Genomic DNA, 25,090 nt, shown 5'->3' on the forward strand with positions numbered 1-25,090 from the left:
AGCTCTCGGCCCTGCAGCGGGATCGTCACGCCCGGAGCCGGCCCTGCAAGCGGAATCGTCAGGCCCAGAGCTGGCCCTGCAGCGCCTCGACCGCCGCCTCGGTGGACTCGGCGGTGTAGATGCCGGTGGACAGGTACTTCCAGCCGCCGTCGGCGACCACGAAGACCACGTCCGCGCGCTCCCCGGCGACCGCCGCCCTGCGGCCGACGCCGAGCGCGGCGTGCAGGATGGCGCCGGTCGAGATGCCCGCGAAGATGCCTTCCTGCTGGAGGAGTTCGCGGGTGCGGCGGACGGCGTCGGCGGAGCCGACCGAGAAGCGGGTGGTGAGCACCTCGGCGTCGTACAGCTCGGGCACGAAGCCCTCGTCGAGGTTGCGCAGCCCGTACACCAGGTCGTCGTAGCGCGGTTCGGCGGCGACGATCTTCACGCCGGGGACCTTCTCGCGCAGGTAGCGGCCGACGCCCATCAGGGTGCCGGTGGTGCCGAGGCCGGCCACGAAGTGGGTGACGGTCGGCAGGTCGGCGAGGATCTCGGGGCCGGTGGTGGTGTAGTGGGCGCCCGCGTTGTCGGGGTTGCCGTACTGGTAGAGCATCACCCAGTCTGGGTGCTCGGCGGAGATCTCCTTGGCGATCCGGACGGCGGTGTTGGAGCCGCCGGCGGCCGGGGAGGAGATGATCTCGGCGCCCCACATCCGGAGCAGTTCGCGCCGTTCCTCGCTGGTGTTCTCGGGCATCACGCAGACCATCCGGTAGCCCTTGAGCTTGGCGGCCATGGCGAGCGAGATTCCGGTGTTGCCGCTGGTGGGCTCCAGGATGGTGCAGCCGGGGGTGAGCCGGCCGTCGGCCTCGGCGCGCTCGATCATGTGCAGCGCGGGGCGGTCCTTGATCGAGCCGGTGGGGTTGCGGTCCTCCAGCTTGGCCCAGAGGTTCACCAGGCCCCCGTCGTTGCCGGGGACGGCGGCGGACAGCCGCGGCAGGCGGACCAGCGGGGTGTTGCCGACGGCTTCGAGCGGACTGTCGTATCGCAAGGGGGCCTCCGGCCACGGCGGTGAGGGTGAAGAGGGGCGGCTCCCCCGCCACCGGGAGGGGGAGCCGGGAGTCCTAGCGGGCGCCGCCGGCCACGGCGGGCAGGATGGTGACGCTGTCGCCGTCGGAGAGGGCGGTGGAGATGCCCTCCAGGAACCGGACGTCCTCGTCGTTCAGGTAGACGTTGACGAAGCGGCGCAGCTCGCCGCCCTCGACCAGGCGGGCGGCGATGCCCGGGTGGCGGGCGTCGAGGTCGGTGAAGAGTTCCCCGAGGTTGCTGCCGTTGCCCTCGACGGCCTTGGCGCCGTCGGTGTAGGTGCGGAGGATGGTCGGGATGCGGACCTCGATGGCCATGGGGTGCGCTCCTGTGCGAGTCGTGGAGGTGGGTGGGCCGCAGCGGGCGCGGCGGGGCGGAGGGTGCGCGGGGCTCGACGCCGCCGGGGAGGCGGCGGGGCCCGGGCGGGGCGGCTCTCAGCGCGAGCGCGCGGGCGTGCCGGGACAGATCGCGCCGGCGTGCCGGCACAGGTCGATGTGCAGGCGCGCCACGAGCCGGGTGCCCGGGGCCTGGTTGCTCACATCGACGGAACGCATGGGCTCATCGTATAGATTCCCGGGCCCGCTCCGACATGCCCGTCTCGTGATCCGGATGTTGTCGTTTCCGATGCTGAGACGACGGGGCCCGCCGACCGCTCGCTGCGGGTCGGCGGGCCGGGTCCAGGGGGGTGCCGGTCAGGCCGGGTAGGCCTCGACGACCTGGACGTCTTCCTCTGTGATCTCGCCGTCCACGATGCGGAACGAACGGAACTGGTAGGGGTCGTCCTCACCGTTGCCGTCGGCGGTGGAGACCAGGACGTAGTGGGCGAACGGCTCGGAGGCGTAGCTCACGTCGGTGCGGGAGGGGTAGGCCTCGGTGGCGGTGTGCGAGTGGTAGACGATCACCGGCTCCTCGTCCAGGTCGTCCATCTCGCGGTAGAGCTTGAACAGGTCGCCCGAGTCGAACTCGTAGAAGGTGGGCGAGCGGGCCGCGTTGAGCATCGGGATGAACCGCTCGGGCCGGCCGGTGCCGGCCGGTCCGGCGACCACGCCGCAGGCCTCGTCCGGGTGGTCGGCGCGGGCGTGGGCCACGATCCGGTCGCGGATCTCTCGGGTGATGGTCAGCATGGGGTCAGGATAGACACGCCCCGGCGGCTGTCCGCCGGGGCGTCCGAAGCGCGGTCAGCGGGCGTCCACGTTTCCGCTGCGGGCGTCCTCGCCCCCGGCGTGCAGGTGGTCGTGGGCGAGGCCGTGGACGGCCTGGGGGTTGCGGCGCTTGATCACCTGGTAGCCGATCACCAGCAGCAGGGCCCAGCCCGGGAAGACGTACAGCGAGATCCGGTTGTCCTTGTCCAGCCCGATCAGCACCACGACCAGCGCCAGGAAGGCGAGGGCGGCCCAGCTGACCCAGGCGCCGCCGGGGGCCTTGAAGGTGGGCGGCGGCAGGTGGCCGGCCCGCCAGGCCTTGCGGTAGCGGATCTGGGAGATCAGGATCATCGCCCAGGTCCACAGCCCGCAGACCGTGGCGACCGAGGTGATGTACTCGAACGCCCGCGCCGGGACGAGGTAGTTGAGCACCACGCCGGCGCCCATCAGCAGGCAGGACAGGGTGATCGCGACGGCCGGAGTGCGCCGGCTGTTGAGCTTGGTGAGCTGCCCGGGGGCCTGGCCGCGCAGGGCGAGGTCGCGCAGCATACGACCGGTGGAGTACATCCCGGAGTTGCAGGAGGAGAGCGCGGCGGTGAGCACCACGAAGTTGATGATGCCGGCGGCGGCCGGTATGCCGATCTTGCCGAAGGCGGCGACGAACGGGCTGACGCCGGGCTGGAACTCGGTCCACGGCACCAGCGAGAGGATGACCACCAGGGCGCCGATGTAGAACAGCGCGATGCGCCAGGGCAGGGTGTTGATGGCGCGCGGCAGGGTCTTCTCGGGGTTCTCGCTCTCGCCCGCGGTGACGCCGACGAGTTCGACGCCCAGGTAGGCGAACATGACGATCTGCAGGGTCATCACGGTGGCCCCGATGCCCTTGGGAAAGAAGCCGCCGTCCTGCCACAGGTGGGAGATCGACGCCGTGTCACCGGCCTTGCTGAAGCCGAGCGTCAGCACGCCGATGCCGATCAGGATCATGCCGATGATGGCGGTGACCTTGACCATGGAGAACCAGAACTCGATCTCGCCGAACAGCTTCACCGAGATCAGGTTGGCCGCGTAGAGGACCACCAGGAAGGTCAGCGCGCTGGCCCACTGGGGTATGCCCGGTGCCCAGAACTTGACGTAGACGGCGGCGGCGGTGGTCTCGGCCATGCCGGTGACGACCCAGAACAACCAGTACGTCCAGCCGGTGACGTAGCCGGCGAAGGGCCCGAGGAACTCGCGGGCGTACTCGGCGAAGCTCCCGGACACCGCGCGGTAGGTGAGCAGCTCGCCGAGGGCCCGCATGATCGCGAAGATCACCAGGCCGGCCACCGCGTAGGAGAGGATCAGGCTCGGTCCGGACTTGGAGATGGCGGTGCCGGCACCGAGGAAGAGGCCGGTGCCGATCGCGCCGCCGATGGCGATCATCTGGATCTGGCGGCTGCCCAGCCCCCGCTCGTAGCCCTCCTCGTCCGGTTTCGCATCGACCACCTGGTCGTACGTCTGCTCGGCCATGGTCACCGTCCTGGGTGGGTCTCGTTTGTGGGGGAAAGTCGTACCACGCACGATCCGAATAGCGGTGTCATCTGAGCGATATTTGAGCATGTCCTATTATATTTTGCCCGTTTTATGCAAGAATGCCCCGGCCAATCGTCCACATGCTGGACGGAACGGCCGGGGCGTGCCCGGAAGCGGGCAGGATCACCCGGGAGAGTGGGGCGGAAACCGCCCGGACTCAGTCGGTGATCGCCTCCAGCAGCGACTCCTGGAGCGCACCCAGCCACAGGTAGGCCATCACCAGCGGCTTGCGCTCGTCGCCGTCCGGCAGCTCGTAGAGGCCCTGCTCGTCCTCCTCGGAGACCTCCAGCCGCACCCCGAGGGTCAGCCGCAGGTCGTTCAGCGCACCCAGCCAGTGCAGGCAGTCGGCGGCGGCCAGCTTCAGCACCCCGGCGCCGCCGAGGCCGTCCAGCGCCCGGACCACCTGCAGCGCGTCGTCCCGCTTGCGGGCCCTCAGGTCGAGCTCGGTGTAGCGGCGGAACTCGGCGGCGGCGGCACGGGTCTCCTCGTCCTGCGGCGCGGCGGGACCACCGTAGGCGTCCGGGAAGAGCCGGGCCAGCGCCGGGTCGGCGGGCGCCTCGGACGGCCCCTCGGCGAACAGCGCCGCCAGCGGGTCGTCGCCGTCGTCCCCGCCCGGGCCCGGACCGATCAGCTCCAGCATCTGCACTTCCAGCGACCGCAGGATGGAGGCCTCCACCTCGTCCAGCGCGATCGCCGCGCCACCACCGCCGGCGCTCTCGAACAACCCAGCCATCTGTATCGGTCAGCCCGTCTTCGTCGTCTTCGGCCGCGCCGCCGGACCGGCGGGCGGTCAGTCACTGTGCGCCGGATGGGCGGTCAGTCGTGCTGCAGCGTCGCCCACAGGCCGTAGCCGTGCATCGCCTGGACGTCCCGTTCCATCTCCTCGCGGGAGCCACTGGAGACCACCGCCCGGCCCTTGGTGTGCACGTCCATCATCAGCTTCCGGGCCTTGTCCTTCGGGTACCCGAAGTAGGCCTGGAACACGTACTGGACGTAGCTCATGAGGTTGACCGGGTCGTTGTGCACGATGGTCACCCAGGGCGTGTCCGGCTCGGTCACCGGTTGTCCTTCGACCTCCGGGCGCTCGATCTCCACGGGCGCGACACTCACCGCCGGGCCTCCTCGTTGCACACTCGTCCGTAACTCCTCATGGCCCATGCTGCCATCCGGGGGACACCCGGGCGATTCCGGCCCGGCCCCCGGGACGAGAAATCGTCACTCTGACGCTAAGTGGTAGTAGCATCATCTCCATGGACGCCACTTCAGTGCGCGCGGCCGGGTCGACCGCGCTCCTCACCGACCGCTACGAGCTCACCATGCTGCAGGCCGCCCTGCGCAGCGGGGCCGCGCACCGCCGCTCCGTCTTCGAGGTGTTCACCCGACGCCTGCCCAGCGGCCGCCGGTACGGCGTCATGGCCGGCACCGGCCGGGTGCTGGACGCCGTCGAGAACTTCCGCTTCGAGACCCCCCAGCTGGACTGGCTGTCCGACCAGGGCGTCGTCGACGACGACACCCTGCGCTTCCTCGCCGACTACCGCTTCCGCGGCGACATCCACGGCTACCCCGAGGGCGAGGTCTACTTCCCCGGCTCGCCGGTGCTCACCGTCGAGGGGAGCTTCGCCGAGACGGTGATCCTGGAAACGGTGATCCTCTCCATCCTCAACTTCGACTCGGCGGTCGCGGCCGCGGCCTCCCGGATGACGGCCGCCGCCGGCGGCCGTCCGGTGATCGAACTGGGCGCCCGCCGGGCCCACGAGCAGGCCGCCGTCGCCGCCGCCCGGGCCTCCTACGTGGCCGGTTTCGCCGCCACCTCCGACCTGGAGGCCGGCTACCTGCACGGCATCCCGACCACCGGCACCTCCGCGCACGCCTTCACCCTCGTGCACGACAGCGAGCGGGACGCCTTCCGGGCGCAGATCGAGTCGATGGGCCGGGGCACCACCCTGCTGATCGACACCTTCGACCTGCGCGAGGCCGTCCGCACCGCCGTCGAGGTGGCCGGGCCCGAGCTGGGTGCGGTCCGGATCGACTCCGGCGACCTCATCCTGGCGGCCCACCGGGTCCGCCGTCAGCTGGACGAGCTCGGCGCCGGCAAGACCCGGATCATCGTCACCTCGGACCTCGACGAGTACGCGATCGCCGCCCTGGCCGCCGCCCCGGTGGACGGCTACGGCGTCGGCACCAGCCTGGTCACCGGCAGCGGCCACCCGACCTGCGCGATGGTCTACAAGCTGGTCGCCCGCGCCGAGACCCAGGACGGCCCGCTGGTGCCGGTCGCCAAGCGCGCGGCCGGCGGCAAGACCAGCATCGGCGGCCGCAAGTGGGCCGCCCGCCGCCCGGACGCCGAGGGCGTGGCCGAGGCCGAGGTGATCGGCACCGGGCCGGTCCCGGACGAGCTGCGGCCGCACCTGACGCAGGTGCCGCTGGTGCTGGCCGGCGAGGCCGTCGGCCGCGAACCGCTGACCGCCGCCCGCGAACGGCACATCCGGGCCCGCGCGGCGCTGCCGCTGTCGGCCACCCAGCTCTCCAAGGGCGACCCGGTCATCCCCACCGAGCTGATCGGCTGATCGGCTGATCCGCCGGTCCGCCGGGCCGCCGATGCGCTGGGTCCGCCGATGCGCTGGGTCCGCCGGTCCGCACCGAGGGCGTCCGCGCGGCCCGGCGGCCGGTCACGGGGGCCGTCGACGCCGCCCCGCGGGCGGCGGTCCGAAGACGGGCCCCAAGCCTTCCGCCGCCGCGCGCCACTCCCTAGAGTCAGCCGTAGAGTTCCCTGGAGTTCCTCCCGCGCCCTCCGGCGTTCGCGAGGGCCCCCACCACCGGGGCGCACCGCCCCCACATCCGAGGATGCGAGCCATGCACCGGGCACTGATCGTCGTCGACGTGCAGAACGACTTCTGCGAGGGCGGCAGCCTGGCCGTCGCCGGCGGCGCCGAGGTGGCCGCCGCCATCACCGACCTGATCGCCGAGTCCTCCCCCGGCTACCAGCACATCCTCGCCACCCGCGACCACCACATCGACCCGGGCGAGCACTTCTCCCCCGAGCCGGACTACGTCTCCAGCTGGCCGGTGCACTGCGTGGCCGGCACCGAGGGCGTGGGCTTCCACCCCAACTTCGCGCCCGCGGTGATCTCCGGGGCGGTCGAGGCGGTCTTCGACAAGGGCGCCTACTCGGCGGCCTACAGCGGCTTCGAGGGACTGGACGAGAACCGCCGCGGCCCGGTGGAGTGGCTGCGCGAGCGGCAGGTCGACGAGGTCGACGTGGTCGGCATCGCCACCGACCACTGCGTACGGGCCACCGCCCTGGACGCCGCACGGGCCGGCTTCACCACCCGGGTGCTGCTCGACCTCACCGCCGGGGTGTCGCCGGAGACCACCGCCGCCGCGCTGGAGGAGCTGCGGGCGGCCGGGGTCGAGCTGGTCGGCGAGCCGGTGGTCCGCCCGTCCTGAACCGTCCAGGAGGACGGGCGGCGCTCAGACCACCAGCAGCTCCACCACGTCCGTCCCGCCGGCCCTGTAGGCCTCGCGCAGCTCGCCGCCGACCGCCTCCGGCTCGGCGGCCAGCCGGGCACCGGAGACGTACACCACGCGGATGCCCAGGTACTCCATCCGGTGCTGCCCGCCGCGCACCCAGGCGGCCTCGCCCTCGCTGACGCAGCGCAGGTCCGAGTCCACCTCCACCGCGACACCGCGCTCCGGCCAGTAGAGGTCCGGGATGCCGATGTAGGTGCCGCCGCGCATCCGCAGCTCCGGAGCGGCCAGCGGGGCGGGCAGCAGCCACTCGTCCACCAGCCGGTCCACCTGCTCCAGGACGAAGTCCCGCTCGGCGGCGAGCAGTTCGTCCAGCGCGGCGCGCACCCGGGGTTCCCCGGTCAGCCCCGACTCGACCAGCTCGGTGGCCAACTCCCGTACCGTGCACCGGACCTCCGGGCGGGCGACGGCCTCGCGGAGCACCTCGCGCACCGGCACCGCCGCATTTCCGTCCGCCGTCCACTCGCACAGCGCGTCCGCGACCGCCCGGGCGACCGGCGCGCAGGCCAGGCCGTGCACCGAACGCGCCACCAACTCCCGCTCGGTGCGCAGGATCCGCACGTCGCCCGCGTCCTTGAGCCGGCGCTGACGGGGCACCAGGACGTCCACCCCGGTCACCGCGGGCAGCCGGGGCACCGAGGCGAAGCCGTACAGCGCCAGCGCGGCCGCACCGGTGATCACCGCGCCCTCGCGACGGCCCTCCTCCCGGCCGTTCTGCGCCGCGTACAGCAGCGCGGCCCACATCCGCTGCTCCGGAGTCGGCTCGCCGGACTGCAGCAGGTAGACCCTCGGCAGCAGCCGCTGCCAGGGGCCGCCCCGGCGGCAGTGCTCGGTGATGATCCGGGCCGGCACGCCCCGGGCGCGCAGCTGGCTCGCGGTGACGACGTTCTGCTGACGCTTCGCCAGCTCCTCGAGGGAAGGCGGCGGCGTGGGGATCCGGTAACTCATGCGCCCACCTCGCTACGCTCGACGAGGGCATCCGACCATGCGCGCAACTCGATGATTCGCTCACTGCGTTCGCTCATGCCCACACCATCCCCAACCACCGCGACCCACGTGACAGAGGCTGACGCACTGTTACCCAACCGTCGCGAAACCGGGATCAGCCCGCACTAAAGTCCCCATACCCTTACTCATTTGGCGTAAATGACGTTCATATGGCTATCGGATCTGATCGAAAACGATCGTCGACCTGGTCGCCTGACCCACAGTGATCAAGGGCATACGGCGAGGGACCCTCCGGGCGTCAATCGCACCTCCGGTATTGCCTAGGCTTACGACATGTCACGTGACGAGACCGCCGGCCTCCGCGCGGCCCAGCTCCGCCTCGGCCGTCTGCCCGGATACGTCCGCCGCCCGGACCCGGCGCGCCGCAGCGGCGAGAAGGGCCATACGTACAAGAAGGGCTGGGAGGTCCGCTTCACCGCCCGGAGCGAGGCCGAGATAGCAGAGATCCGCGACCTGGTGGTCGCCGCCGGGTTCGCCCCGGCCAGACCCTTCTTCAAAGGGCACCAACTGATCCAGCCGGTCTACGGCATGGCCGCCGTGCAGGCCTACCTGGCCGCCAGACAGGCGGCCGAGGAACACGCCGAGCGGATCGCGCTCGGCCGCCGACGGCGCGCGGCGGGGACGCACCCGGGCGCGACGCACACCGGAGGGGCGCACCCGGGCGGCGGGCACGCCCCCGGCACCTACGCGCCGGGCGGGCACGCCGCCGGGGCCCATGCGGCGGGCGGACACACCGCCGGGGCATCCGGCAACCACCGGTGCGAGCGCGAGGAGGCAGCCGCGGGGGCGGCAGCGGCAGCAGCGGCCCAGTTGGTCCGGCGCCGGGCCGTCGAGTCCTTCCCCGCCCAGGTCGAACGCGGCCACGCCGCAGACAACCTGGCCTCCCCGGCGGAGGCCCGCCCCAACTCCTGACCGGGCGGCCCCACGCCGCTCGGGCCCGCGCCCCGGTCGCCGCGAGCCGCCGGGGCGCACTCGACGCGCCGCCCGCCGCCCCACCCCGGCGCAACCCCCGTCGTGAGTGCGGTTGCGCAGGCGGTTGTGCGCACGCGACTTCGCGCCCTGGGCGTGGACGCCGGCTCCGACAGGCCCTACGGTGGCACCTCAACTGCCCTGCGACCACTGCCGCGCCACACCCTCTGACCAGCTGCGACACGCTCGCACCGACGCCCCCGCACCACTGCGCAGCACTCCTGCGACCGGCCCCCGACCAGCCCCCGACCGGCAGTACCGCCGCCGCGCCGCACCGATCGCCAACGGAACCGGCCGAGCGTCGACGGGTTCCGGGCATTCCATCGGATTGGTCACCCAGTGCACCTAGGGCCTACCGTAGAGTGAGCACAGATGATCGACCCTCAGAAGTCCATCTCCCTTTCCGAGAAGACGAGATGACCAACCGTCACACGAGCGACGCCGATCCTCCCCCGGGGCCCGGTGAACCGGAGGACGTACCGCTGGAGTTCGCCGCCTTCTGCGAACTCCACCGCCCCCGGTACCTCAGCTACGCCCGGGTGTGGCTGACCGAGCACGCCCACGCGGCCACCGCCGTCCAGCAGGCGTTCGCAGAGATCGCCGTCCAGTGGCGGGAATTGCTCACCAGCCCGAACCCGACCGCGCTCGCCTGGCAGATCCTGCGCGGCACCGTCGCCGAACACACCCGGCGGGAGACCCCCGCGCCGGACCGCCACCCCGCCGACGACGACCTGGCCATCCTGCACTACGTCGTCGGCCTCGCCGCACCCGAGATCGCCGACGTCATCGGCACCGACACCGCCAGCGTCGCCGGACGGCTCCGGCGCACCATGCTGCACGAGGCCTCCGGCTGGTGACCCGCCCCGGCCGGGTCAGCCGCCCCAGTCACCCCAGCTGCCTCGATCACCCCGGCTGCCTCAGACCCGCTCGCCCGTCACGTCGAACAGGTGGTGGACCGGGTCGTGGATCAGGTAGCGGGCGAAGGACTCGACGGTGAACCGCGCCCCGTCGCTACGGTCCCCGGTCCGCCGCCACTGCTCGCCCGACACCGCCTCGAACGCCGCCGCCAGCGCCTCCCCGGCCTCCGCCAGCTCCCCGGCCACCACCTGCGGCCGCTGCTCCCAGTAGCGTTCGGCGGCCGCCGTCTCGTCCTGGTCCCAGTTCGGGAAAAGCGGACCGTCCTGGTCGAGCATCAGGTCCAGCCGGACCAGGAACAACCGGAAGACGTCCCGGACGTGGCAGGCGTACTCCAGATCAGACCAGACCTCCGGGCTCCGCCGCCGGCGCAGCCCGTCCTCGTCCCCCGCCAGCACCGCCAGCCAGCTCCGCGCGTTGTCCCGGACCATCCCGGCGACGGCCGTGGCGGCCACCGCCGGGGTGTCCAAACCGCATTCGGGACAGGGGCGTTCCAGCACCCAGGTCCAGTCCTTGGTGTCGGGGACGATCGCGTCGGCGGGGCTCGCGTGGTTCTCGGAAGTGCTCATGCGCCCAGCATCGCCGCCCCGCACCCCCGCCCACCAGCGGCAGGAACGTCAGCGACCACCGAAATACTGCCAGTAGCGCTCTCGGCCGCCCTCCGCTCCGGAACGACTCAGCGCTCCGCGCGCTCGTACTCCAGCCGGGCCGCCAGCAGGCTCCCCAAGTTCTCGCGGCTCCAGTCGCACATCGCGTCCATCGGCCCGAGCAGCGTCCGGCCCAGCGGCGTCAGCGCGTACTCCACCCGCGGCGGGTTCTCGGCGTACTCCGTGCGCACCACCGCGCCGTCCTGCTCCATCGAACGCAGCGACTCCGCCAGCACCTTCGCGGTGATGCCCGCCAACGGCACCCGCAACTCGGAGAAGCGGTGCGGCCCACCCTCCAGACAACGGATGATTCCGCCAGGCCCACTTCCGGCTGCCCAACACCGGCACGGACTGCACCGGGCAGTCGGCCGGGAAGAAATCCGCCGGCAGCGGCGCCGCCCCGGTCTGCGTCATCCGCCGACCGTACCCCGGCGGCCGGTTCCGTTGAAGCCGGTTCCGTTCAAGCCCGTTCCGCTCGGCCCGGTTCCACTGGCCCGGTTCCGGTCGGGCCGGTTCCGTTGAAGTAACCGGCACCCCCCGGTCTACCGTCACGGCAACGGCGGGCGACGCACCCGCCACCGACCCACCGGAGACCCCCATGACCAGCACGGAGCCCCGGCAGCAGCGCCGCGCGGACGTCATCCTCTACGGCGCGGGCGGACAGGTCGGCCGCGCCGTCGTCGCCGAGGCCCGCCGACGCGGCCTCACCGTCACCGCAGCCGTCCGCGACCCCGGCCGGGCCGGCGTCCCCCGCCTGCTCGGCGTCGGCGTCGCCACCACCCTCCAGACCGCCCCCGGCATCGCCGTCCACGACGACCCCGCGTTCCCCGAGGCCCACCGCACCTTCTCGCTCGGCCACACCGCCGCCCTCGACCTGCTCCACGCCTCCCCCGCCACCCTCGACTGGGTCGTCGTCACCCCGCCGATGGACCTCGACCGCACAGCCCCCGGCACCGGCCACTACCGGGTCGGCGGCCCCCACGTCCTCGGCTCCCGGATCGCCCAGGCCGACCTCGCCGTCGCCATCGTCGACGAACTCACCACCCCCGCCCACCACCGGGAACAGATCTCCGTCGCCGAGTAAATCCCTGCACGAACCGGCCCCGGCGGGCATCCTGGGCACCATGGCCACGGACCTCTCAGCCCTCGCGGTGAAACCCACCCTGCACGGCCCCACCGTCCGCCTCGTCCCCCTGGACGCCCGGCACACCGACCCGATGTGGGAACTCTGCACCGACCGGGAGACCAACCGCCTCACCGGCACCCGCACCACCTTCACCCGCGACCGCATCGCCCAGTGGTGCGCCACCCGCCGCGACCAGCCCGACCGGCTCGACCTCGCCGTCGAGGACCCCGCCACCGGCCGCTTCCTCGGCGACACCGCCCTCACCGACGTCGACCCGGACAACAACTCCGCGAGCTACCGGATCGCCCTCACCCCCGACAGCACCGGCCGCGGCATCGGCACCGAAACCACCCTGCTGGTCCTCCGCCACGCCTTCGCGACCGTCGGCCTCCACCGCGTCCACCTCGAAGTCTTCGAGTACAACGAACGCGCCGCCCGCGCCTACACCAAGGCCGGATTCGTCCACGAAGGCCGCGCCCGCCAGGCCCACCACTGGGACGACCGCTACTGGGACGTCCTCCACATGGCCGCCCTACGCGACGACTGGCTCAGCACTCACTGACCGGGCCCCCCGTACGGCGGCACGGCGGCGGCTGCCCGCTTACGGCGGCGCGCCGTCACCACGGCGGCCACGGACGCGCCGAGCACGACGGCACCGGCGGCCACGGCCGCGATCACCTGGCCGGTGTCGTCGCTGCCACCACCGCTGCCGGAGGCGGCTTCGGGTGCCACGGAGGGCTGGTCCGTCGCGTCGCTGTCCTCATCGATGTGCGGCGTGCCCTTCGACTCCGGCCGCTTCGCCAGTGGGTTGTCCTTCGGCCCGTTGTCCACGGCAGGGTTCGGATCCAGTGCCTTCGCGGGTGAGACGGTCCCGTAGCCGTAGTGATTGTTCGGCACCACTGTCCCGTTGGCGGGCGGGGTGGCCGACTTGATCATTCGGTTGATGACCTGACCGGCGGACAGGTTCGGGTACTTGGACCGGATCAGTGCGGCAGTGGCGGAGACGTAGGCGGTGGCGTCAGAGGTGCCGCTCACACGGTCGTAACTTGTCGAGGACTTGGCGGTGGCTCGATAGATCCCCACACCAGGTGCAACGAGAGTGGTTTCGGGACCAGAGGTGGACTTCTCCCACACAGCACCGTTGGAATCCACGGCTCCTACCGCCACCACCCCCGGGAAGGCGGCGGGATATTGGACGTCCTTGTCCGCCCCGGTGTTGCCCGTGCCAGAGACCAACACGACATCTTTCGACACCGCGTAGTTGACGGCCTTTCGTAGATTCGAGTCGAAGCGCGAATCACCCGCGAGGGAGATATTGACGACACCCGCGCCATGGTCCACTGCGAAGCGGATCGCATCTGCCAGGTCATGCTGTTGAGAACTGGCGTTCGGCTGAGCGCTGGGGCCATCACCGTCCGATCCCACCTTCAATGGCAGGATCTTCGCCTTCGGGGCGAGCCCCATGATCCCAGCCTGTGCGCCATGCCCGTGCCCAGCGATCAGGCTGGCCATTCCCGTGCCGTGACCGTCACTGTCGACACGACCGTCCGTGGTCCCGCCAGAGAAATCCGCCCCGGGGAGGACCTGACCTACCAGGTCCTGGTGATCTTGGTTAACTCCGGTGTCGATCACAGCAACGACCACGCCATCGCCCTGGCTCACCGCCCAGACCTTCGCCTCGGCCTCGAACGCCTTCAAGGCCCACTGCTGATCCCTGATCTGATCAGCGGATGCCGTCGGCACCGCGACGCTCGACATCAGCGCCGCAGCGGCGAGAGACGCTCCACCGCGCGCCACCCAACGGCTCGCCAATTCGGTCACCCCAACTCAATGAGGCATCCCGCAGATCACCGATCTGCGGGATGCGATCAGATCACTCGTCCGTTTGCGGACCCGGGCTCATTCCACCACGTTCGGATTGGTCGGCTTGTCCGACGCCCAGGTCTCCTCGTCCTCGACGAGATAGTCCGGCCGCGCTCCGCCCTTCTCGCGGTCCTTCTTGCGGCGCTGCGCTTCACTCATCGGGATACCTGGAGCGATAGCGCCCGCACTACGGGCCGCAGGCTCGGCGCCCACTCGACTTCGTGTCCCCAACCCGGACCCACCTTCCGTAAACGCCTGCTTGCCACGCGCCTCGGCACCGGGCGGTGTCGTCTCACGAACAGGTCCACCGGGCCGGGCCATAGACCCACCAACCGGAGGAATCCCACTACCGCCGCCAGCACCGACGGCGCGGCCTCCACGTGGCCCCACGCCCGCCACCGGCGTCTCATTGCCGGTGAACTCCTTGCCGCCGAACCCGAGCTTGCTCTGACCGAGGACCGGACCGACCGGGGCACCCTGCACGGTCGGCCCGGTAGAACCGGCGGTCGTCTGCCCACCGCCACCGGCGATCGGCCCGCTCGTGGGCCCCGCAGGCGACGTCACATTCAGGCCGGACGTCTGGGTTCCCGAGGTAACGGGGCTCGGCACGCTTCCGTTGGGACGGGACACCGGGGTACCTGCGATACCCGCATCGGGGCGGCTCGTCGTGGTCGAAGTCTTCGGCGGTGCTTGAGCCGTGCCTCCCTTGATCCCAGTGTCGTTAGGGGCAGCCATGCTCCTTGCCGACGGGTTTGACACCACAGGCGACGCGGCAGATTTGGACTGTCGCGGCGAAGTGGCAGTCGCCGACCTCTCCGGCGCTCCCCCGGGTCCAAAGGAAGTCCCCGAGACGACCGCCATAGCCATGGCTGCTGCCCCACTCGGATCGTTCTGCGCCCCCGGATCGTGGTCGTCAACCCTCACACGCGGGTTGGGTCCCGGCGGCGGCGGAGCCTTCAGCGCAGGCGTCGCGATGCGGTAGTGCATCGCGAGGGTCTGCATGACGGCGGCCGCTTCTGCCTTCTTCCGGTCGGCGACCTGGATGTGGTCGTCCTCGCTGCTGAAGAAGTCGCCGACGGTGTCCTTGATCTTGTCCCAGTTGCCGGGTTCCTCTGGCATATCGCGCTTGGCCTGGGCCATCGCCTCGGACATGTTGTGGAGGGTGTTGGCCGCGTCGTTGGCGTAGGCGGCAGCCTCGTTGATGTTGGCGGCGAGGGTGAGCATGGAGGCGTGGAAGGAATCGCTGGTCGTTCCTTCCCAGCTGGTGGCCGCCTCGGTGCTGACGTTGGTCAGGGTCTTGCGGATCTCCTTGAGGGTGGTCGCCGCCTTGCGCCACGGGTCGCCGGCGGCCATCACCGCGCCGGGGTCGAGTGCCTGTGCCATCTTGCGGAGATCGGCATGGCTGTACTTGGTGAAGTCGGTGTAGACCACGGGTGGTTCACCTCCGGTCGGGTGGTGGGTCAGATGGTGGTGTTGCCGCGCTGGGAGGGGACCTGGTTCGCCTCGTACGCGGTCTCGCTGGCGGCCGAGGGCTCGGCCACGGACCAGCCGTCGTCGGCGAGCTTGAGCTTCGTGGCCACGTGCTGGTCGTGTTCCTCGTAGGTGGTCGCGGTCAGCTCGGCGTTGCGCTGGGCGTCGTTGACGGCGCTCTGGAGCTGGTTGAGCACGTCCCGCAGGGCGTCCCGCATGGTGCTGTAGCGGTCGTGGATCTGGGTGGCCTCGTCAAAGGTGCCGAAGGCGGTCTTGCCGATGCCGCTGCGCCCGTGGGTGGTGTTGCCGTCGGCGTCCTTCTCGAATTCCTTGAGCAGTAGCCGTACTTGGCCGGCGAAGGTGCGGAGTTGCTCGACCTCGACCCGGTAGCCCTGGTTGGCTCCGCCGGTCGAGCCGGTCCCTGTTCCCATTGCGGCGCCCCCCGTGCGTCCGTTCCTGGCGTTCGGGGCCCCGGGCCCCGGTGGCTCATGTCTAACACACCGGGCTCGGATCCCGCCGGGTGCACGGTCAGTTCGCGGGCGTCCGGCCGCGCTGGGCTTCGGTGAGGGCGCGGCGGCAGAGCGAGTCGGCGTGCCGGGTGGTTTCGGGCAGCCGGTAGCGGCGGGCGAGTTGAAGGGTGGTGTGCACGGCGGTGTCGAGGCCGATGCGGTGGCCGACGGAGGCGTAGACGGGCTTGACGCCGGGCCGGGTACGGACGGCGCGGCCGACCTCCTCGCCGGTGGCGGGGTCGGTGAGAGGGGTCCAGGAGCCGCGTTCCGGGCCCGGGTCGTGGTGGTCGAAGGTGAAGGGGGTCTTGGCGACGCCGAGGGTGCGCAGCCCGGTGAGGACACCGAGGTGGCTGGCGAGGCCGAGCCGGCGGGGGTGGGCGAGGCCGTAGCCGTCGCAGACGACGGTGTCGGGAGTGCGGGTGAGTGCGGCCAGCGCGTCGAGGACGGCGGGGAGTTCGCGGAAGGCGAGCAGTCCGGGGACGTAAGGGAAGGCGATCCGGCCGACGGCGGTGGCCTGCTCGACGACGTCCAGGGTGTCCGGGTCGAGCAGGACGGCGGCGGCGACGACGAGGTCGTGGTCGTCGTCGTAGGCCACGTCGACTCCGGCGATCAGCCGGCAGGGGGCGTCGTCGTCGACAGCCTGGACGAGTGGCCGCAGCCTTTCCTGTTCGGCGAGCGCCTGGGCCTCGGTGGTGGGCCAGTCGGCGGGGATGGGCACGGTCGGTTCCCCCGGTCTGCGTGGTGTCGGTCGGGCTCCACCGTACCGAGGGGTGCGGACGACCCCGGGGTGAGTCCGTGCGCCCCCTGTGCCCCGGACCCCGCGGGCTAGCCTGGTCCTACCGAACTCCCTTGCCGGATAGGGCTCCTGGAACCGGCACCAGTTCCGCCCGCCCCCCGACGTGCGAAGGACTCCCCGCCATGCCACGTCCGTCCGCTGTCCAGTTCTGCCTGGGTTCGTTCACCGTCGTCGCCACCACGGTGGCGCTGCTGGCCGTGTCCGGCGCCTCGGGCGCCCTGGAGGTCGGGGTCCTGGTGGCCTTCGCGCTGGCGCTCGGCACCGTGGTGACGGCGCTCTCGGTGTCGGTCTCGACGCGCTCGGCCGCGGTCGCCGACGGCTCCGGCGCCTCCCCGGCCGCGGCCGGGCACGAGTACGCCCGGCAGCGCTGATCCGCCGCCGGGCGCCGTCGTCCCGCTGCCGCGCTCAGACCTCGGTGGTGACCACCACGGTCTTCGCGGCCTTGTCGTGGACGCACTGCCGGTAGGGCTTGTCGAAGACGCCGAACAGGCCGTCGATGATCCACCACAGGGCGGCGCAGCAGATCACGGCCGGGAGGATGTAGACGGCGGCCCGGGTCCAGGCGGCGGCCTGGGTGGGCGTGTTCCCGTCGACCAGCATGGCGACGCGGATCTTCATCGCCTTCTTGCCGAGGGTCTGGCCGTCCCGGGCGAGCATCAGTGCCTCGTATACGAGGTAGATGACGCAGCCGAGCCAGAAGGCTTCGGTGCTGCCCTGGCGCGTGCCGAGGTCGACGAAGGGGCTGACGACGATGACGCCGACGACCTGAACGAGGACGTAGTCGATGACGCGGGCGAGGATCCGCTTGGGCCAGGTGCCGATCGGCGGCATGCCGGGGACGGGGCCTCCGCTGGGGGCGCCGTACATGCCGGGGCCGGGGCCGTAGCCGGGCGGGGGCTGGTCGTACGGCGGTTGGCCGTACGGGTTCTGACCGTGGGTCGGTCCGCCGTAGTTGCCCTGGTAGGCGCCGGGGCCCTCGGACGGGGCACCGGGCGGCGGACCGGACGGGGCTCCTGTCGAGGCGCCGGTCGGGCCGCCGTAGGGCTCGTCGGACGGGGTGGGGCGCGGCGGTTCGCCTTCCGGCGTGCCGCCGCCCGGGGCCGGGGGCTGCTTGTCGGAGGAGGGCTGACCGCCCCCCTCCGGCTGGGGGCCTGAGGGGTCGTGGGTGCTCATCCCCCGAGTAGAACATCACACATTCTCAAGGCCTGGGACATTTTGTCCGTTTTGCTGCCCACCGCCCGGCCCGGGCACCTCCGTACCTCCGGCACGCTCCGCACCTCCAGCGCACCCCGCACCTCCGACGCACCAGCCCACCCGGCACACCCCGGCCCCGCGCCCTCAGCCGCGGACCACCCGGGTCCGGGCCGCCCGGTCCTGCCAGCCGCGCCGCGCCGGACGGTCGAACAGCGGCCAGACCAGTCCGAGCAGCAGCACCGTGCCGAGTTGCCGGACGACCCACCGCAGCAGCGAGCGGCCGAGGCTCAGCCGGGTCCGGCCACCGGGGACGGTGGCGTCGACCACCCGGATCCGGGCCAGTCGCTTGCCGAAGGTCTGGCCGGTCCGGGCGACCGGCAGCACCTCGTAGACCAGGCTGACGAACACCAGGATGCCGAGCAGCGCGGCGAGCTTGCCCAGCACCACGTCGTCCACCAGCCAGACCTGGACCTGCCGGCGGGCGAGGGAGCTGGCCATCCTGGCCTGGTCGAGCTTCTGCCGGAGGTGGTCGGAGACCGAGCCGCCGAGCGGGATCCCGGCAGCGACGGCGACCACCAGCAGCACCCCGGTGTCCACCGCCCGGGCTGCCAGCCGCCGCCCCAGTCCGGCGGACACCGGGGCCGCCGACCGACGACGGACGGCGGCCTCCCGGGCCGGCCGCACCACGGGCAGCGAAGCGGCGGGAGGCGCGGCGGGCCCGGTCACCGGCGCCGGAGCCTCGGCCGACGGGGCCTCCGTGCGGGCCGGGGCGGGCGTCTCCTCGGGCTCGGCTGCCACCTCGACCACCGGCATCGCCATGACGGGTTCGACCGGCGCCGGCACCTCGCGGACCGCCACCGCCACGGCGGGCGCGACGGCCGTGGCGACCTCCACCGCAACAGCAGCGCGCTCCACCTCCGCGCGCCCCTCCTCTTCCTCGGGCGCCCCCGGAAGCACCCCCCAGGACACCCAGTGCGGGGAGCCGCCCGTCTCCGTCAGCCCCCGCTGGGCCCGGGGATCCGCCTGCCATCCGGAGGCCCCGGGCACCCCGGAGGCCTCCTCCGCCGAGGGCTCGACGGTGCGGAACACCGGCCCGCCGATCACCTCGGCGACCCTCGGTCCGACCACGAAGGACGCCCCGCCCGTCGTCTGGTCGAGGTACACCGGGCCGGTGTCCCCGGAGCCCGGGACCTCCCGGGACGGCGGCGGCGCGAGCGAAGTCGCGGACACCACCACGGGCGGCTCCGCACGCTCGGGCAACACCGGCACCGGCACCGACCCCTGCACCGGCACCGCCTCCGACGCCTGCACCGGCGCCATCGGAGGCGGCACCGCCCGCACCGCCGCCAGGTCCGGGGCGGCGACGGGGCCGGGAACGGGGGCGACCCGCCGGGTGGCGTACCGGGGCGGCTGCAGTACCTCGCCCTCGGCGGGCGCGGGCCGGGTGGTGCCCGGCACCCAGGCCGAGCCGCCCCAGTAGCGGACGAAGCCGGGGATCGACGGGTCGGGGTAGTAGCCGGGCTCGGGGGCGACGGCCGGGTCGCCGTCGGCGGCGAAGGGGCGGTCCGTCATGGGGTTTTCTCTCCTGTCGGGTCCTGACTGAGGGGCGGCGGGGACGACCGGTCCTCAGCAGGTCGAAACGGGTCCGAACGGGTGCAGGAAACGGGTGCGGAAGAACGGGTGCGGAAAAGCGGGTGCAAGAGCGACGGCGCGAACAGGTCGAACAGGCTGCGCGCCCGCGCACGCCCCGGCGCCCGGCGCACGTGGGGGCACCGCCGAAGGCGGACAGTCGCCGGACAGTCACAAAGGGTAGTACCTCGCCGAAGTGCCGACCGGAAGTTGGTGATTCCCCGGACAGCGGAGGGCCGCCCGGAGTATGGAAACGGGCGCGCGATGGGCCCGCGCGCGGCATCCGCTGCCGTTCACCACCCCGCACGGCACTTCTCGCAGAAATCCCGGAAACGCGTGTAAGAGCCGGGGCGGACCGCCCTCTCAAAGGTCACAGGGCCCGGAACCGGGCACGAAGTGAAGGCAGAGAGGAAGACGATCATGGATCGCCCCGTCAGCGTCGTGGAGCACGAGCTGGAGCTGAACCTGGTGCTCTCCCCGGAGCACAGCGTCCCCGTCCCGGCCCGGCTGACCTACGGCAGCCACGACCCGTACGCGGTGTACATCACCTTCCACCTGGACACCGGCTCCCCGGTGACCTGGGTGTTCGCCCGCGAGCTGCTGGTCGAGGGGACCTTCCGCCCGTGCGGCCAGGGCGACGTGCGGATCTGGCCGACCCGCTCGGGCCGCCGCAGCGTGCTGTGCCTGGCGTTGAGCTCGCCCGCCGGGGACGCGTTGCTGGAGGCGCCGCTGCCGGCCGTGGCGGCCTGGCTGGAGCGGGCCCACCGGCTGGTCCCGCCGGGCAGCGAGCTGGCCGCCCTCGACCTGGACGGCTCGCTCGCCGAGCTGCTCGCGTAGGCGCGCCGGTCGTGCGCCGCAGCGCGCACTGGTACGTCCAGGAGCTCCGCGACGCCCGAGGAGCGCCGGCCGGCGCAGGAGCACCGCCGTACCCGGGGCCAGGGGGCCGACGGGACGGAGAACACCGGAGGCAGGACAGGAGCGACGGCGCCCCTGCCGGCTCAGCGGGCCGCGGGGGCCTGCTGACGGCCGCGGGCGGCGTCGGGACCGCCGCCGTCGCGCTGTCCGGGCAGCAGGGCGAGCGGTGCGCCGGCGGAGCGTCGCCGCGCCGTTATCCGGACGACGGCGGCGAGCAGGAAGCAGAGTCCGACCCACGGATAGATCGAGGTGGGCAGCTGGCGCAGCGGTGACATGTGGAGGACGGCCGCACCGAGCGGCTTCGCCGCCCACATCGCGAAGGACAGGAAGGCGAGCAGGGTGGCCCAGAAGAAGGCCCGCCAGCGCAGTCGGCGGACGGCCGCGGGCCGGGCGTGCTCGACCGAGGCCTCGGCGGCGAGCAGGACGAGCATCGGGACGCACCAGACCCAGTGGTGGGTCCAGCTGATCGGCGAGATCAGCACCGCCGTGACGGCCGCGACGCAGACGCCCCAGGCCTCGGACCGGGGCAGCCAGCGGCCGCTGCGGGCGGCCCAGGCGGCGACGGCGAGGCCGGCGACGGCCACCAGGCCCACCCCGAGGGTGGCGATGACGCCCGGGTCCGGGGTGTGCAGCAGCCGGGCGAAGGCGCCGCGCAGTGACTGGTTGTCGACGATCTCGGTCTTGCCGACCCGGGAGGAGTCGTAGAGGTACTTGGTCCAGAAGCCCCAGGTGGCGTCGGGCAGGAGGAGCGTGCCGATCAGGAAGGTGCCGAGGAAGGTCAGACCGGCCGTGAAGGCGGCCCGGACCCGGCCGGTGATCAGCAGGTAGACGGCGAACAGGCCGGGGGTGAGCTTGATGCCCGCGGCGATGCCGATCGCCACGCCCTTGCTGCGGCGCCCGTCCGACCGGGTGAGGTCCCAGAGGATCAGGCAGCCGAGCGCGAGGTTGATCTGGCCGTACCTGAGCGTGGTGAAGACGGGTTCGAGCCAGACGCCGAGGCCGGTGATCAGGACCACGCCGACGGGCCGGAGCTCGCGGCGCGGCCAGCCGACCAGCTTGAAGGACAGGTGGGCCATCAGGGCGAGCAGGCCGAGGTTGCCGAGAGTGATCGCCACCCGGAGGAAAGCGATCGGGAACCAGGTGGTCGGGACGAACAGCATCGCCGCGAACGGGGGGTAGGTCGCGGGCAGGTTCCACTCGGTGACGCGCAGCGCGTAGAGGTCGTTGCCGTTGGCGACGGCGGCTCCCTCGGCGCGGTAGACGATCATGTCGACCATCGAGGTGTGGACGAAGTGGCGGACCACTGCGTATACGACCAGCGACAGCAACGCCAGGGACGAGGCGACCAGCAGCGGACGGCGGGGGGCCTCACGCAGCGCGCGCACGGGGGCACCGAGCGCGATCCGCAGCCGGTCGGACGGGGAGGCGGGCGGAGGGGCGGGTACGGCCCGCGCCGGGCTGCGCTCGTCTTGCACCGCTGTCACTGTCCACTCCGTCCACCACTCGGCCAACCAGCGACGATACCGGATGCGACCGGTCCCGTCCTGGGCGCGATCGACTACGTACGGTGACGAAAGCGCCCCGGCCGCCCGTGCTCGGCTGCGGACTGAGCACGGACGACCGGGGCCGTCGAGGCGGCCCGGAGCGCGCGGAAGAGGCGCGGGCCGTCGGAACGGGACCGGTGCGACCGACGCTAGCGGCGCCGGGCGGCCGGATCGGCGGGCTGAGCGAGGGATGGAACTCCCTTAGGCCGCCGTTAAGGAAGAACCGGTTGCGGAAGAACCCCGGACGGCCGGTCCCGGTCGGCCGTCACTTCGGGAACAGCGCGCCCCGGGTCCGCCGCCGCCCGATCCGGACGGGCGGGGCCTCCTCCGGGCGGGTGCGCAGCCGCAGCGTGGTCTCGGCGCCGCCGAGCACGGCGGAGCGGCCGAGCGCGAGGTCCCCGCCGGTGGACTCGGCGAGCTTGCGGACGATGTCGAGCCCCAGGCCGGTGGAGCCCTCCCCGCCGTGCCCCTCGCCGCGCCTGAGGGCGGCGGCCGGGTCGCTGTAGCCGGGTCCGGCGTCGCCGACCAGGACGATCACCGAGCCGTCGGTGGCCAGGACGTCGACCGAGAAGGCGGTGCCGACGGCGGTGTGCCGGAAGACGTTGCCGAGCAGCGCGTCGACGGCGGCGGCCAGGTCGCCGCGCTGGACGGGGACCGGCGCGGGCCGCTCGGCGCCGGCCAGCTGCCAGCGGCGCCCCTCGTCCTCGGCGAGCGCGGACCAGAAGCCGACCCGTTCGCGGATCACCTCGGCGGCGTCGCAGCCGACCGCGACGGCGGGCGCGTCCTCGGGGGCGCGGCGGGCGGAGCGGATGATCTGGTCGACCTCGCGTTCCAGCTGGGCCACCGCGTGCCGGGTGGCGTCGGCCGCGTCGCCGTGGCCGAGCGAGGCGGCGTTGAGGCGCAGCACGGTCAGCGGGGTGCGCATCCGGTGCGACAGGTCGGCGGCCAACTCGCGCTCGGCGGCGAGGAGCTGGACGACACGGTCGGCCATGGTGTTGAACGCGTGGGCGGCTTCGCGCAGTTCTTCGGGGCTGCCGTCGACCTGCTTGCCCTCCACCGGGAGGCGCACCGCGAGGTTCCCGGCGCCGAGCGAGCGGGCGGCAGCGGCGAGCCGGCGGGCGGAGGCGACGATCCGGCCGCCCATCCGGTCGGCGACCAGCACCGAGACGGCGACCAGGCCGAGGGCGACCGCGGAGAGGACCAGCCAGGCGGTGGAGACGCCGCGGGTGAGGTCGCTCTCGGCGACGAACACCTCGACCACGGCGGTCCGGCCGGTGTCCACCGCGACCGGTTGGAGCAGCGCGTAGCCACCGGGCACGGCGACGGTGAAGGCCCGGCCCTGGCCGCCGGCCGTGGCCACGTCCGCCGCGGTGGCGCGCCCCTCCCCGATGGTCGGCCCGCCCGGACCCTCGCCGGCCGCTCTCCCAGCACCCGCCACCCCGGCACCCGCTCCCCCGGCGCCCACCGCCCCGGCCGGCACCGGCAGGTGCACCGCCATCCGCCCCTGCGCCCCCGCGTCGGTGCTGGCCACCGCCCGGTCGATGGCGTCCTGTTCGGTGGTGATCGCCAGTGCCGGCCCGAGCGCCGCGGCCTGCCGTTCGGCGGCGGTGAACGCCCGTTCCCTGGCGGTCTGTTGGACCATCAGGCCGAGCGGGATCAGGAAGGCCAGCGCGACCATGGTGGTTCCGGCCGCCGCGGCCTTGATCAGGGCCCAGCGCAGCGAGTGCGCGAACCGCTTCACGTCCGGTGCTCCGCGGGGCCCCCGGGGGCCTCCAGCCGGACCCCGACACCCCGGACGGTGTGCAGGTAGCGGGGGTTGGAGGCGGTCTCGCCGAGTTTGCGGCGCAGCCAGGAGAGGTGGACGTCGATGGTCTGGTCGCCGCCGTAGGTCTGCCGCCAGACCTCGGCGAGGATCTCCTTGCGCGGCACCACGACGCCGGGCCGGGCGGCCAGGAAGGCGAGCAGGTCGAACTCACGCCGGGTCAGGTCGAGCGCCCGCCCGTCGAGGACGGCCTCGCGCCGCTGGATGTCGATGGCCAGTCCGCCGACCCGCAGCACCTGGGCGACGGGCGCGGCGCCACCGCCGAGCCGGCGCAGCACGGCGGTCATCCGGGCGCTCAGGTGCTCTCCGGAGAAAGGTTTCACCAGGTAGTCGTCGGCGCCGTCGTTGAGCAGCCGGACGATCTCCGCCTCGTCGTCCCGCGCGGTGGAGATGATCACCGGGACGTTGGTCAGCCCCCGGATCATCTTGAGCGCCTCGCTGCCGTCCAGATCGGGCAGGCCCAGGTCCAGGATCACCAGGTCGCAGCCGACCTGGGCGACCTCCCGCAGCGCCTCCAGGGCCGTGCCCACGCTGCGGACCGCGTGACCGGCGTCGGTCAGATGGCGGATGAGCGCGGAACGTACGAAGGGGTCGTCCTCGACCACGAGCACTGTTGCCATGGCCCTGCACGGTACGCCATCCGCGGGCAGTGGTCTGTACCTCGGGGGGCGGTCCGGTACAGGTCCGGACATTGTGCAACTGCCTTGCCGAACAGCGGGGGTGCCGGTCTCCGCCGACCGGGAAGTACGGCAGGATGTGCGGACGATGCGGAACGGACTGGTACAGCTCTGCGCCTGGGCGGCGGCCACCGGGGCGGCGGTGGCGCTGTCCTGGCTCGGTGTGCACGCGGTGCTCACCGGGGCCGCGTTCGAGCAGCCCACCGCGCTGCCGCTGCCCTCCCCGAGGGTCGGCGGCACCCCGCACAACGCGAGCGCCACCCCCGACCCGGCGCCGACGCCGACGCCGACGTCCCAGTCCCCGACCCAGCCCGCCGCCGCCCCGAGCGCGACCACCATCACGCATGCCCCGGCCGGCACCCCGCCCACCGGCGCGGCCGCCCCGCCCGCCAGGCGGCCGTCGCCCACCGCCACGTCCACGGTCCGCAGCTACCCGATCCCCGGCGGCCGGGTCGCCCTGGACATCCGCGCCGACAAGGCCTCGCTGGTCTCCGCCACCCCGGACCCGGGCTGGCAGATGCAGGTGTGGAACGGCGACCAGTGGATGCGGGTGGACTTCACCAGGGACAACCAGGCCAACTCGGTCTTCGTCTACTGGAACGGCCACCCGCCGGTCGTGGAGACGGCGGTCCGCTGATCCGGCGTCGGCCCGGTCACCAGCCGGCCAAGGGCTCTGCCGGGGTGCGGGCCCGGGCGTCGGGCCGA

The 25,090-nt window shown here is 72.7% G+C and carries 28 protein-coding genes; 9 read left to right on the top strand and 19 right to left on the bottom strand.

Going from position 1 to position 25,090, the window contains the following annotated elements; translation table 11 throughout:
• Nucleotides 1-58: 58 nt before the first annotated feature.
• The 7 genes from HS99_RS08570 to clpS all read right to left on the bottom strand — a co-directional run bounded on the left by HS99_RS08570 (nucleotide 59) and on the right by clpS (nucleotide 4,883).
• The gene (locus HS99_RS08570) at nucleotides 59-1,027 is read right to left on the bottom strand and encodes a PLP-dependent cysteine synthase family protein (RefSeq protein WP_030284077.1); all 969 of its coding nucleotides are present in this window, start codon (nucleotides 1,025-1,027) and stop codon (nucleotides 59-61) included.
• Nucleotides 1,028-1,100: 73 nt separating this feature from the next.
• The gene (locus tag HS99_RS08575) at nucleotides 1,101-1,379 is read right to left on the bottom strand and encodes a MoaD/ThiS family protein (protein ID WP_030284076.1); all 279 of its coding nucleotides are present in this window, start codon (nucleotides 1,377-1,379) and stop codon (nucleotides 1,101-1,103) included.
• Between the two features lie 117 nt (nucleotides 1,380-1,496).
• Nucleotides 1,497-1,616: a putative leader peptide gene (locus HS99_RS48370; RefSeq protein ID WP_317621128.1), complete on the bottom strand. Its 120-nt coding sequence runs from the start codon at nucleotides 1,614-1,616 to the stop codon at nucleotides 1,497-1,499.
• Nucleotides 1,617-1,754: 138 nt separating this feature from the next.
• Nucleotides 1,755-2,186, bottom strand: a complete 432-nt coding sequence (locus tag HS99_RS08580; protein ID WP_030284075.1) for a M67 family metallopeptidase — start codon at nucleotides 2,184-2,186, stop codon at nucleotides 1,755-1,757.
• A gap of 54 nt (nucleotides 2,187-2,240) precedes the next feature.
• Nucleotides 2,241-3,710: an amino acid permease gene (locus tag HS99_RS08585; RefSeq protein WP_078867314.1), complete on the bottom strand. Its 1,470-nt coding sequence runs from the start codon at nucleotides 3,708-3,710 to the stop codon at nucleotides 2,241-2,243.
• Between the two features lie 220 nt (nucleotides 3,711-3,930).
• Nucleotides 3,931-4,506, bottom strand: a complete 576-nt coding sequence (locus HS99_RS08590; protein ID WP_030284073.1) for a DUF2017 domain-containing protein — start codon at nucleotides 4,504-4,506, stop codon at nucleotides 3,931-3,933.
• A gap of 83 nt (nucleotides 4,507-4,589) precedes the next feature.
• Entirely contained in the window at nucleotides 4,590-4,883 is a 294-nt protein-coding gene (gene clpS / locus HS99_RS08595) for an ATP-dependent Clp protease adapter ClpS (RefSeq protein WP_030284071.1), read from the bottom strand.
• A gap of 140 nt (nucleotides 4,884-5,023) precedes the next feature.
• On the opposite strand from clpS, the gene HS99_RS08600 reads away from it, so the two are divergent.
• Together HS99_RS08600 and HS99_RS08605 are read left to right on the top strand one after the other, a co-directional pair.
• Complete coding sequence (locus HS99_RS08600; RefSeq protein ID WP_030284069.1) at nucleotides 5,024-6,340, top strand: nicotinate phosphoribosyltransferase; 1,317 nt, start codon at nucleotides 5,024-5,026, stop codon at nucleotides 6,338-6,340.
• A gap of 286 nt (nucleotides 6,341-6,626) precedes the next feature.
• On the top strand, nucleotides 6,627-7,220 hold the full coding sequence (locus tag HS99_RS08605) for an isochorismatase family protein (protein ID WP_030553286.1): 594 nt from the start codon (nucleotides 6,627-6,629) through the stop codon (nucleotides 7,218-7,220).
• A gap of 24 nt (nucleotides 7,221-7,244) precedes the next feature.
• Here HS99_RS08605 and HS99_RS08610 read toward each other — a convergent pair whose 3' ends face one another.
• Complete coding sequence (locus HS99_RS08610) at nucleotides 7,245-8,249, bottom strand: hypothetical protein (protein WP_050366762.1); 1,005 nt, start codon at nucleotides 8,247-8,249, stop codon at nucleotides 7,245-7,247.
• 333 nt (nucleotides 8,250-8,582) lie between these two features.
• Between HS99_RS08610 and HS99_RS08615 the strand changes: the two genes are divergently transcribed.
• Both HS99_RS08615 and HS99_RS08620 read left to right on the top strand, forming a co-directional pair.
• Nucleotides 8,583-9,221 carry a hypothetical protein gene (locus HS99_RS08615; RefSeq protein WP_030284063.1) on the top strand — a complete coding sequence of 213 codons (639 nt, stop codon included), beginning with the start codon at nucleotides 8,583-8,585 and terminating at the stop codon, nucleotides 9,219-9,221.
• Between the two features lie 473 nt (nucleotides 9,222-9,694).
• Nucleotides 9,695-10,135, top strand: coding sequence for an RNA polymerase sigma factor (locus tag HS99_RS08620; protein ID WP_050366761.1), 441 nt, complete (start codon nucleotides 9,695-9,697; stop codon nucleotides 10,133-10,135).
• Nucleotides 10,136-10,195: 60 nt separating this feature from the next.
• On the opposite strand, the gene HS99_RS08625 is transcribed toward HS99_RS08620, so the two are convergent.
• Together HS99_RS08625 and HS99_RS08630 are read right to left on the bottom strand one after the other, a co-directional pair.
• Nucleotides 10,196-10,762, bottom strand: a complete 567-nt coding sequence (locus HS99_RS08625) for a DinB family protein (protein ID WP_046385844.1) — start codon at nucleotides 10,760-10,762, stop codon at nucleotides 10,196-10,198.
• A gap of 107 nt (nucleotides 10,763-10,869) precedes the next feature.
• Nucleotides 10,870-11,097, bottom strand: a complete 228-nt coding sequence (locus HS99_RS08630) for a winged helix-turn-helix transcriptional regulator (RefSeq protein ID WP_370863226.1) — start codon at nucleotides 11,095-11,097, stop codon at nucleotides 10,870-10,872.
• Between the two features lie 341 nt (nucleotides 11,098-11,438).
• Here HS99_RS08630 and HS99_RS08635 point away from each other — a divergent pair, with 341 nt between their 5' ends.
• Nucleotides 11,439-11,924: an NAD(P)-dependent oxidoreductase gene (locus HS99_RS08635; RefSeq protein WP_030553284.1), complete on the top strand. Its 486-nt coding sequence runs from the start codon at nucleotides 11,439-11,441 to the stop codon at nucleotides 11,922-11,924.
• 40 nt (nucleotides 11,925-11,964) lie between these two features.
• Complete coding sequence (locus HS99_RS08640) at nucleotides 11,965-12,528, top strand: GNAT family N-acetyltransferase (RefSeq protein WP_030553281.1); 564 nt, start codon at nucleotides 11,965-11,967, stop codon at nucleotides 12,526-12,528.
• Here HS99_RS08640 and mycP read toward each other — a convergent pair.
• From mycP to HS99_RS08665, 4 genes are all read right to left on the bottom strand, one after another.
• Nucleotides 12,522-13,787 carry a type VII secretion-associated serine protease mycosin gene (gene mycP / locus HS99_RS40840; RefSeq protein WP_141763681.1) on the bottom strand — a complete coding sequence of 422 codons (1,266 nt, stop codon included), beginning with the start codon at nucleotides 13,785-13,787 and terminating at the stop codon, nucleotides 12,522-12,524. The genes HS99_RS08640 and mycP overlap by 7 nt on opposite strands.
• Before the next feature lie 78 nt (nucleotides 13,788-13,865).
• Nucleotides 13,866-15,260: a WXG100 family type VII secretion target gene (locus HS99_RS43160; protein ID WP_107050779.1), complete on the bottom strand. Its 1,395-nt coding sequence runs from the start codon at nucleotides 15,258-15,260 to the stop codon at nucleotides 13,866-13,868.
• Between the two features lie 29 nt (nucleotides 15,261-15,289).
• Nucleotides 15,290-15,730 carry a DUF2563 family protein gene (locus HS99_RS08660; RefSeq protein WP_030553273.1) on the bottom strand — a complete coding sequence of 147 codons (441 nt, stop codon included), beginning with the start codon at nucleotides 15,728-15,730 and terminating at the stop codon, nucleotides 15,290-15,292.
• A 97-nt stretch (nucleotides 15,731-15,827) separates the two neighbouring features.
• Entirely contained in the window at nucleotides 15,828-16,526 is a 699-nt protein-coding gene (locus HS99_RS08665) for an endonuclease V (RefSeq protein ID WP_043388376.1), read from the bottom strand.
• Nucleotides 16,527-16,726: 200 nt separating this feature from the next.
• Here HS99_RS08665 and HS99_RS08670 point away from each other — a divergent pair, with 200 nt between their 5' ends.
• Complete coding sequence (locus HS99_RS08670; protein WP_046385846.1) at nucleotides 16,727-16,975, top strand: hypothetical protein; 249 nt, start codon at nucleotides 16,727-16,729, stop codon at nucleotides 16,973-16,975.
• Nucleotides 16,976-17,009: 34 nt separating this feature from the next.
• On the opposite strand, the gene HS99_RS47690 is transcribed toward HS99_RS08670, so the two are convergent.
• Together HS99_RS47690 and HS99_RS08680 are read right to left on the bottom strand one after the other, a co-directional pair.
• Complete coding sequence (locus tag HS99_RS47690; RefSeq protein ID WP_030553268.1) at nucleotides 17,010-17,777, bottom strand: RDD family protein; 768 nt, start codon at nucleotides 17,775-17,777, stop codon at nucleotides 17,010-17,012.
• Between the two features lie 165 nt (nucleotides 17,778-17,942).
• On the bottom strand, nucleotides 17,943-19,370 hold the full coding sequence (locus HS99_RS08680) for an RDD family protein (protein ID WP_030553266.1): 1,428 nt from the start codon (nucleotides 19,368-19,370) through the stop codon (nucleotides 17,943-17,945).
• Between the two features lie 477 nt (nucleotides 19,371-19,847).
• On the opposite strand from HS99_RS08680, the gene HS99_RS08685 reads away from it, so the two are divergent.
• Nucleotides 19,848-20,264, top strand: a complete 417-nt coding sequence (locus HS99_RS08685) for an SsgA family sporulation/cell division regulator (RefSeq protein WP_030284038.1) — start codon at nucleotides 19,848-19,850, stop codon at nucleotides 20,262-20,264.
• A gap of 161 nt (nucleotides 20,265-20,425) precedes the next feature.
• Here the strand turns inward: HS99_RS08685 and HS99_RS08690 are convergent, their stop codons facing one another.
• The 3 genes from HS99_RS08690 to HS99_RS08700 all read right to left on the bottom strand — a co-directional run bounded on the left by HS99_RS08690 (nucleotide 20,426) and on the right by HS99_RS08700 (nucleotide 24,328).
• Nucleotides 20,426-21,826 carry a glycosyltransferase 87 family protein gene (locus HS99_RS08690; RefSeq protein ID WP_078939068.1) on the bottom strand — a complete coding sequence of 467 codons (1,401 nt, stop codon included), beginning with the start codon at nucleotides 21,824-21,826 and terminating at the stop codon, nucleotides 20,426-20,428.
• A 325-nt stretch (nucleotides 21,827-22,151) separates the two neighbouring features.
• Nucleotides 22,152-23,606, bottom strand: a complete 1,455-nt coding sequence (locus HS99_RS08695) for a sensor histidine kinase (RefSeq protein WP_043388389.1) — start codon at nucleotides 23,604-23,606, stop codon at nucleotides 22,152-22,154.
• Between the two features lie 17 nt (nucleotides 23,607-23,623).
• Nucleotides 23,624-24,328: a response regulator transcription factor gene (locus tag HS99_RS08700; protein WP_030284031.1), complete on the bottom strand. Its 705-nt coding sequence runs from the start codon at nucleotides 24,326-24,328 to the stop codon at nucleotides 23,624-23,626.
• 145 nt (nucleotides 24,329-24,473) lie between these two features.
• Here HS99_RS08700 and HS99_RS08705 point away from each other — a divergent pair, with 145 nt between their 5' ends.
• Nucleotides 24,474-25,022 carry a hypothetical protein gene (locus tag HS99_RS08705; RefSeq protein WP_030553260.1) on the top strand — a complete coding sequence of 183 codons (549 nt, stop codon included), beginning with the start codon at nucleotides 24,474-24,476 and terminating at the stop codon, nucleotides 25,020-25,022.
• Nucleotides 25,023-25,090 lie beyond the last annotated feature (68 nt).

Source organism: Kitasatospora aureofaciens, from assembly GCF_001188955.3.
Taxonomy (GTDB): domain Bacteria; phylum Actinomycetota; class Actinomycetes; order Streptomycetales; family Streptomycetaceae; genus Kitasatospora; species Kitasatospora aureofaciens.

Bases quoted from the DNA above. Each gene is read 5' to 3' on its own strand.
- HS99_RS08575 (WP_030284076.1), bottom strand. From the start codon at position 1,379: ATGGCCATCGAGGTCCGCATCCCGACCATCCTCCGCACCTACACCGAC.
- HS99_RS48370 (WP_317621128.1), bottom strand. From the start codon at position 1,616: ATGCGTTCCGTCGATGTGAGCAACCAGGCCCCGGGCACCCGGCTCGTG.
- HS99_RS08580 (WP_030284075.1), bottom strand. From the start codon at position 2,186: ATGCTGACCATCACCCGAGAGATCCGCGACCGGATCGTGGCCCACGCC.
- HS99_RS08585 (WP_078867314.1), bottom strand. From the start codon at position 3,710: ATGGCCGAGCAGACGTACGACCAGGTGGTCGATGCGAAACCGGACGAG.
- HS99_RS08590 (WP_030284073.1), bottom strand. From the start codon at position 4,506: ATGGCTGGGTTGTTCGAGAGCGCCGGCGGTGGTGGCGCGGCGATCGCG.
- HS99_RS08600 (WP_030284069.1), top strand. From the start codon at position 5,024: ATGGACGCCACTTCAGTGCGCGCGGCCGGGTCGACCGCGCTCCTCACC.
- HS99_RS08605 (WP_030553286.1), top strand. From the start codon at position 6,627: ATGCACCGGGCACTGATCGTCGTCGACGTGCAGAACGACTTCTGCGAG.
- HS99_RS08610 (WP_050366762.1), bottom strand. From the start codon at position 8,249: ATGAGTTACCGGATCCCCACGCCGCCGCCTTCCCTCGAGGAGCTGGCG.
- HS99_RS08615 (WP_030284063.1), top strand. From the start codon at position 8,583: ATGTCACGTGACGAGACCGCCGGCCTCCGCGCGGCCCAGCTCCGCCTC.
- HS99_RS08620 (WP_050366761.1), top strand. From the start codon at position 9,695: ATGACCAACCGTCACACGAGCGACGCCGATCCTCCCCCGGGGCCCGGT.
- HS99_RS08625 (WP_046385844.1), bottom strand. From the start codon at position 10,762: ATGAGCACTTCCGAGAACCACGCGAGCCCCGCCGACGCGATCGTCCCC.
- HS99_RS08635 (WP_030553284.1), top strand. From the start codon at position 11,439: ATGACCAGCACGGAGCCCCGGCAGCAGCGCCGCGCGGACGTCATCCTC.
- HS99_RS08640 (WP_030553281.1), top strand. From the start codon at position 11,965: ATGGCCACGGACCTCTCAGCCCTCGCGGTGAAACCCACCCTGCACGGC.
- HS99_RS08660 (WP_030553273.1), bottom strand. From the start codon at position 15,730: ATGGGAACAGGGACCGGCTCGACCGGCGGAGCCAACCAGGGCTACCGG.
- HS99_RS08670 (WP_046385846.1), top strand. From the start codon at position 16,727: ATGCCACGTCCGTCCGCTGTCCAGTTCTGCCTGGGTTCGTTCACCGTC.
- HS99_RS47690 (WP_030553268.1), bottom strand. From the start codon at position 17,777: ATGAGCACCCACGACCCCTCAGGCCCCCAGCCGGAGGGGGGCGGTCAG.
- HS99_RS08680 (WP_030553266.1), bottom strand. From the start codon at position 19,370: ATGACGGACCGCCCCTTCGCCGCCGACGGCGACCCGGCCGTCGCCCCC.
- HS99_RS08685 (WP_030284038.1), top strand. From the start codon at position 19,848: ATGGATCGCCCCGTCAGCGTCGTGGAGCACGAGCTGGAGCTGAACCTG.
- HS99_RS08700 (WP_030284031.1), bottom strand. From the start codon at position 24,328: ATGGCAACAGTGCTCGTGGTCGAGGACGACCCCTTCGTACGTTCCGCG.
- HS99_RS08705 (WP_030553260.1), top strand. From the start codon at position 24,474: ATGCGGAACGGACTGGTACAGCTCTGCGCCTGGGCGGCGGCCACCGGG.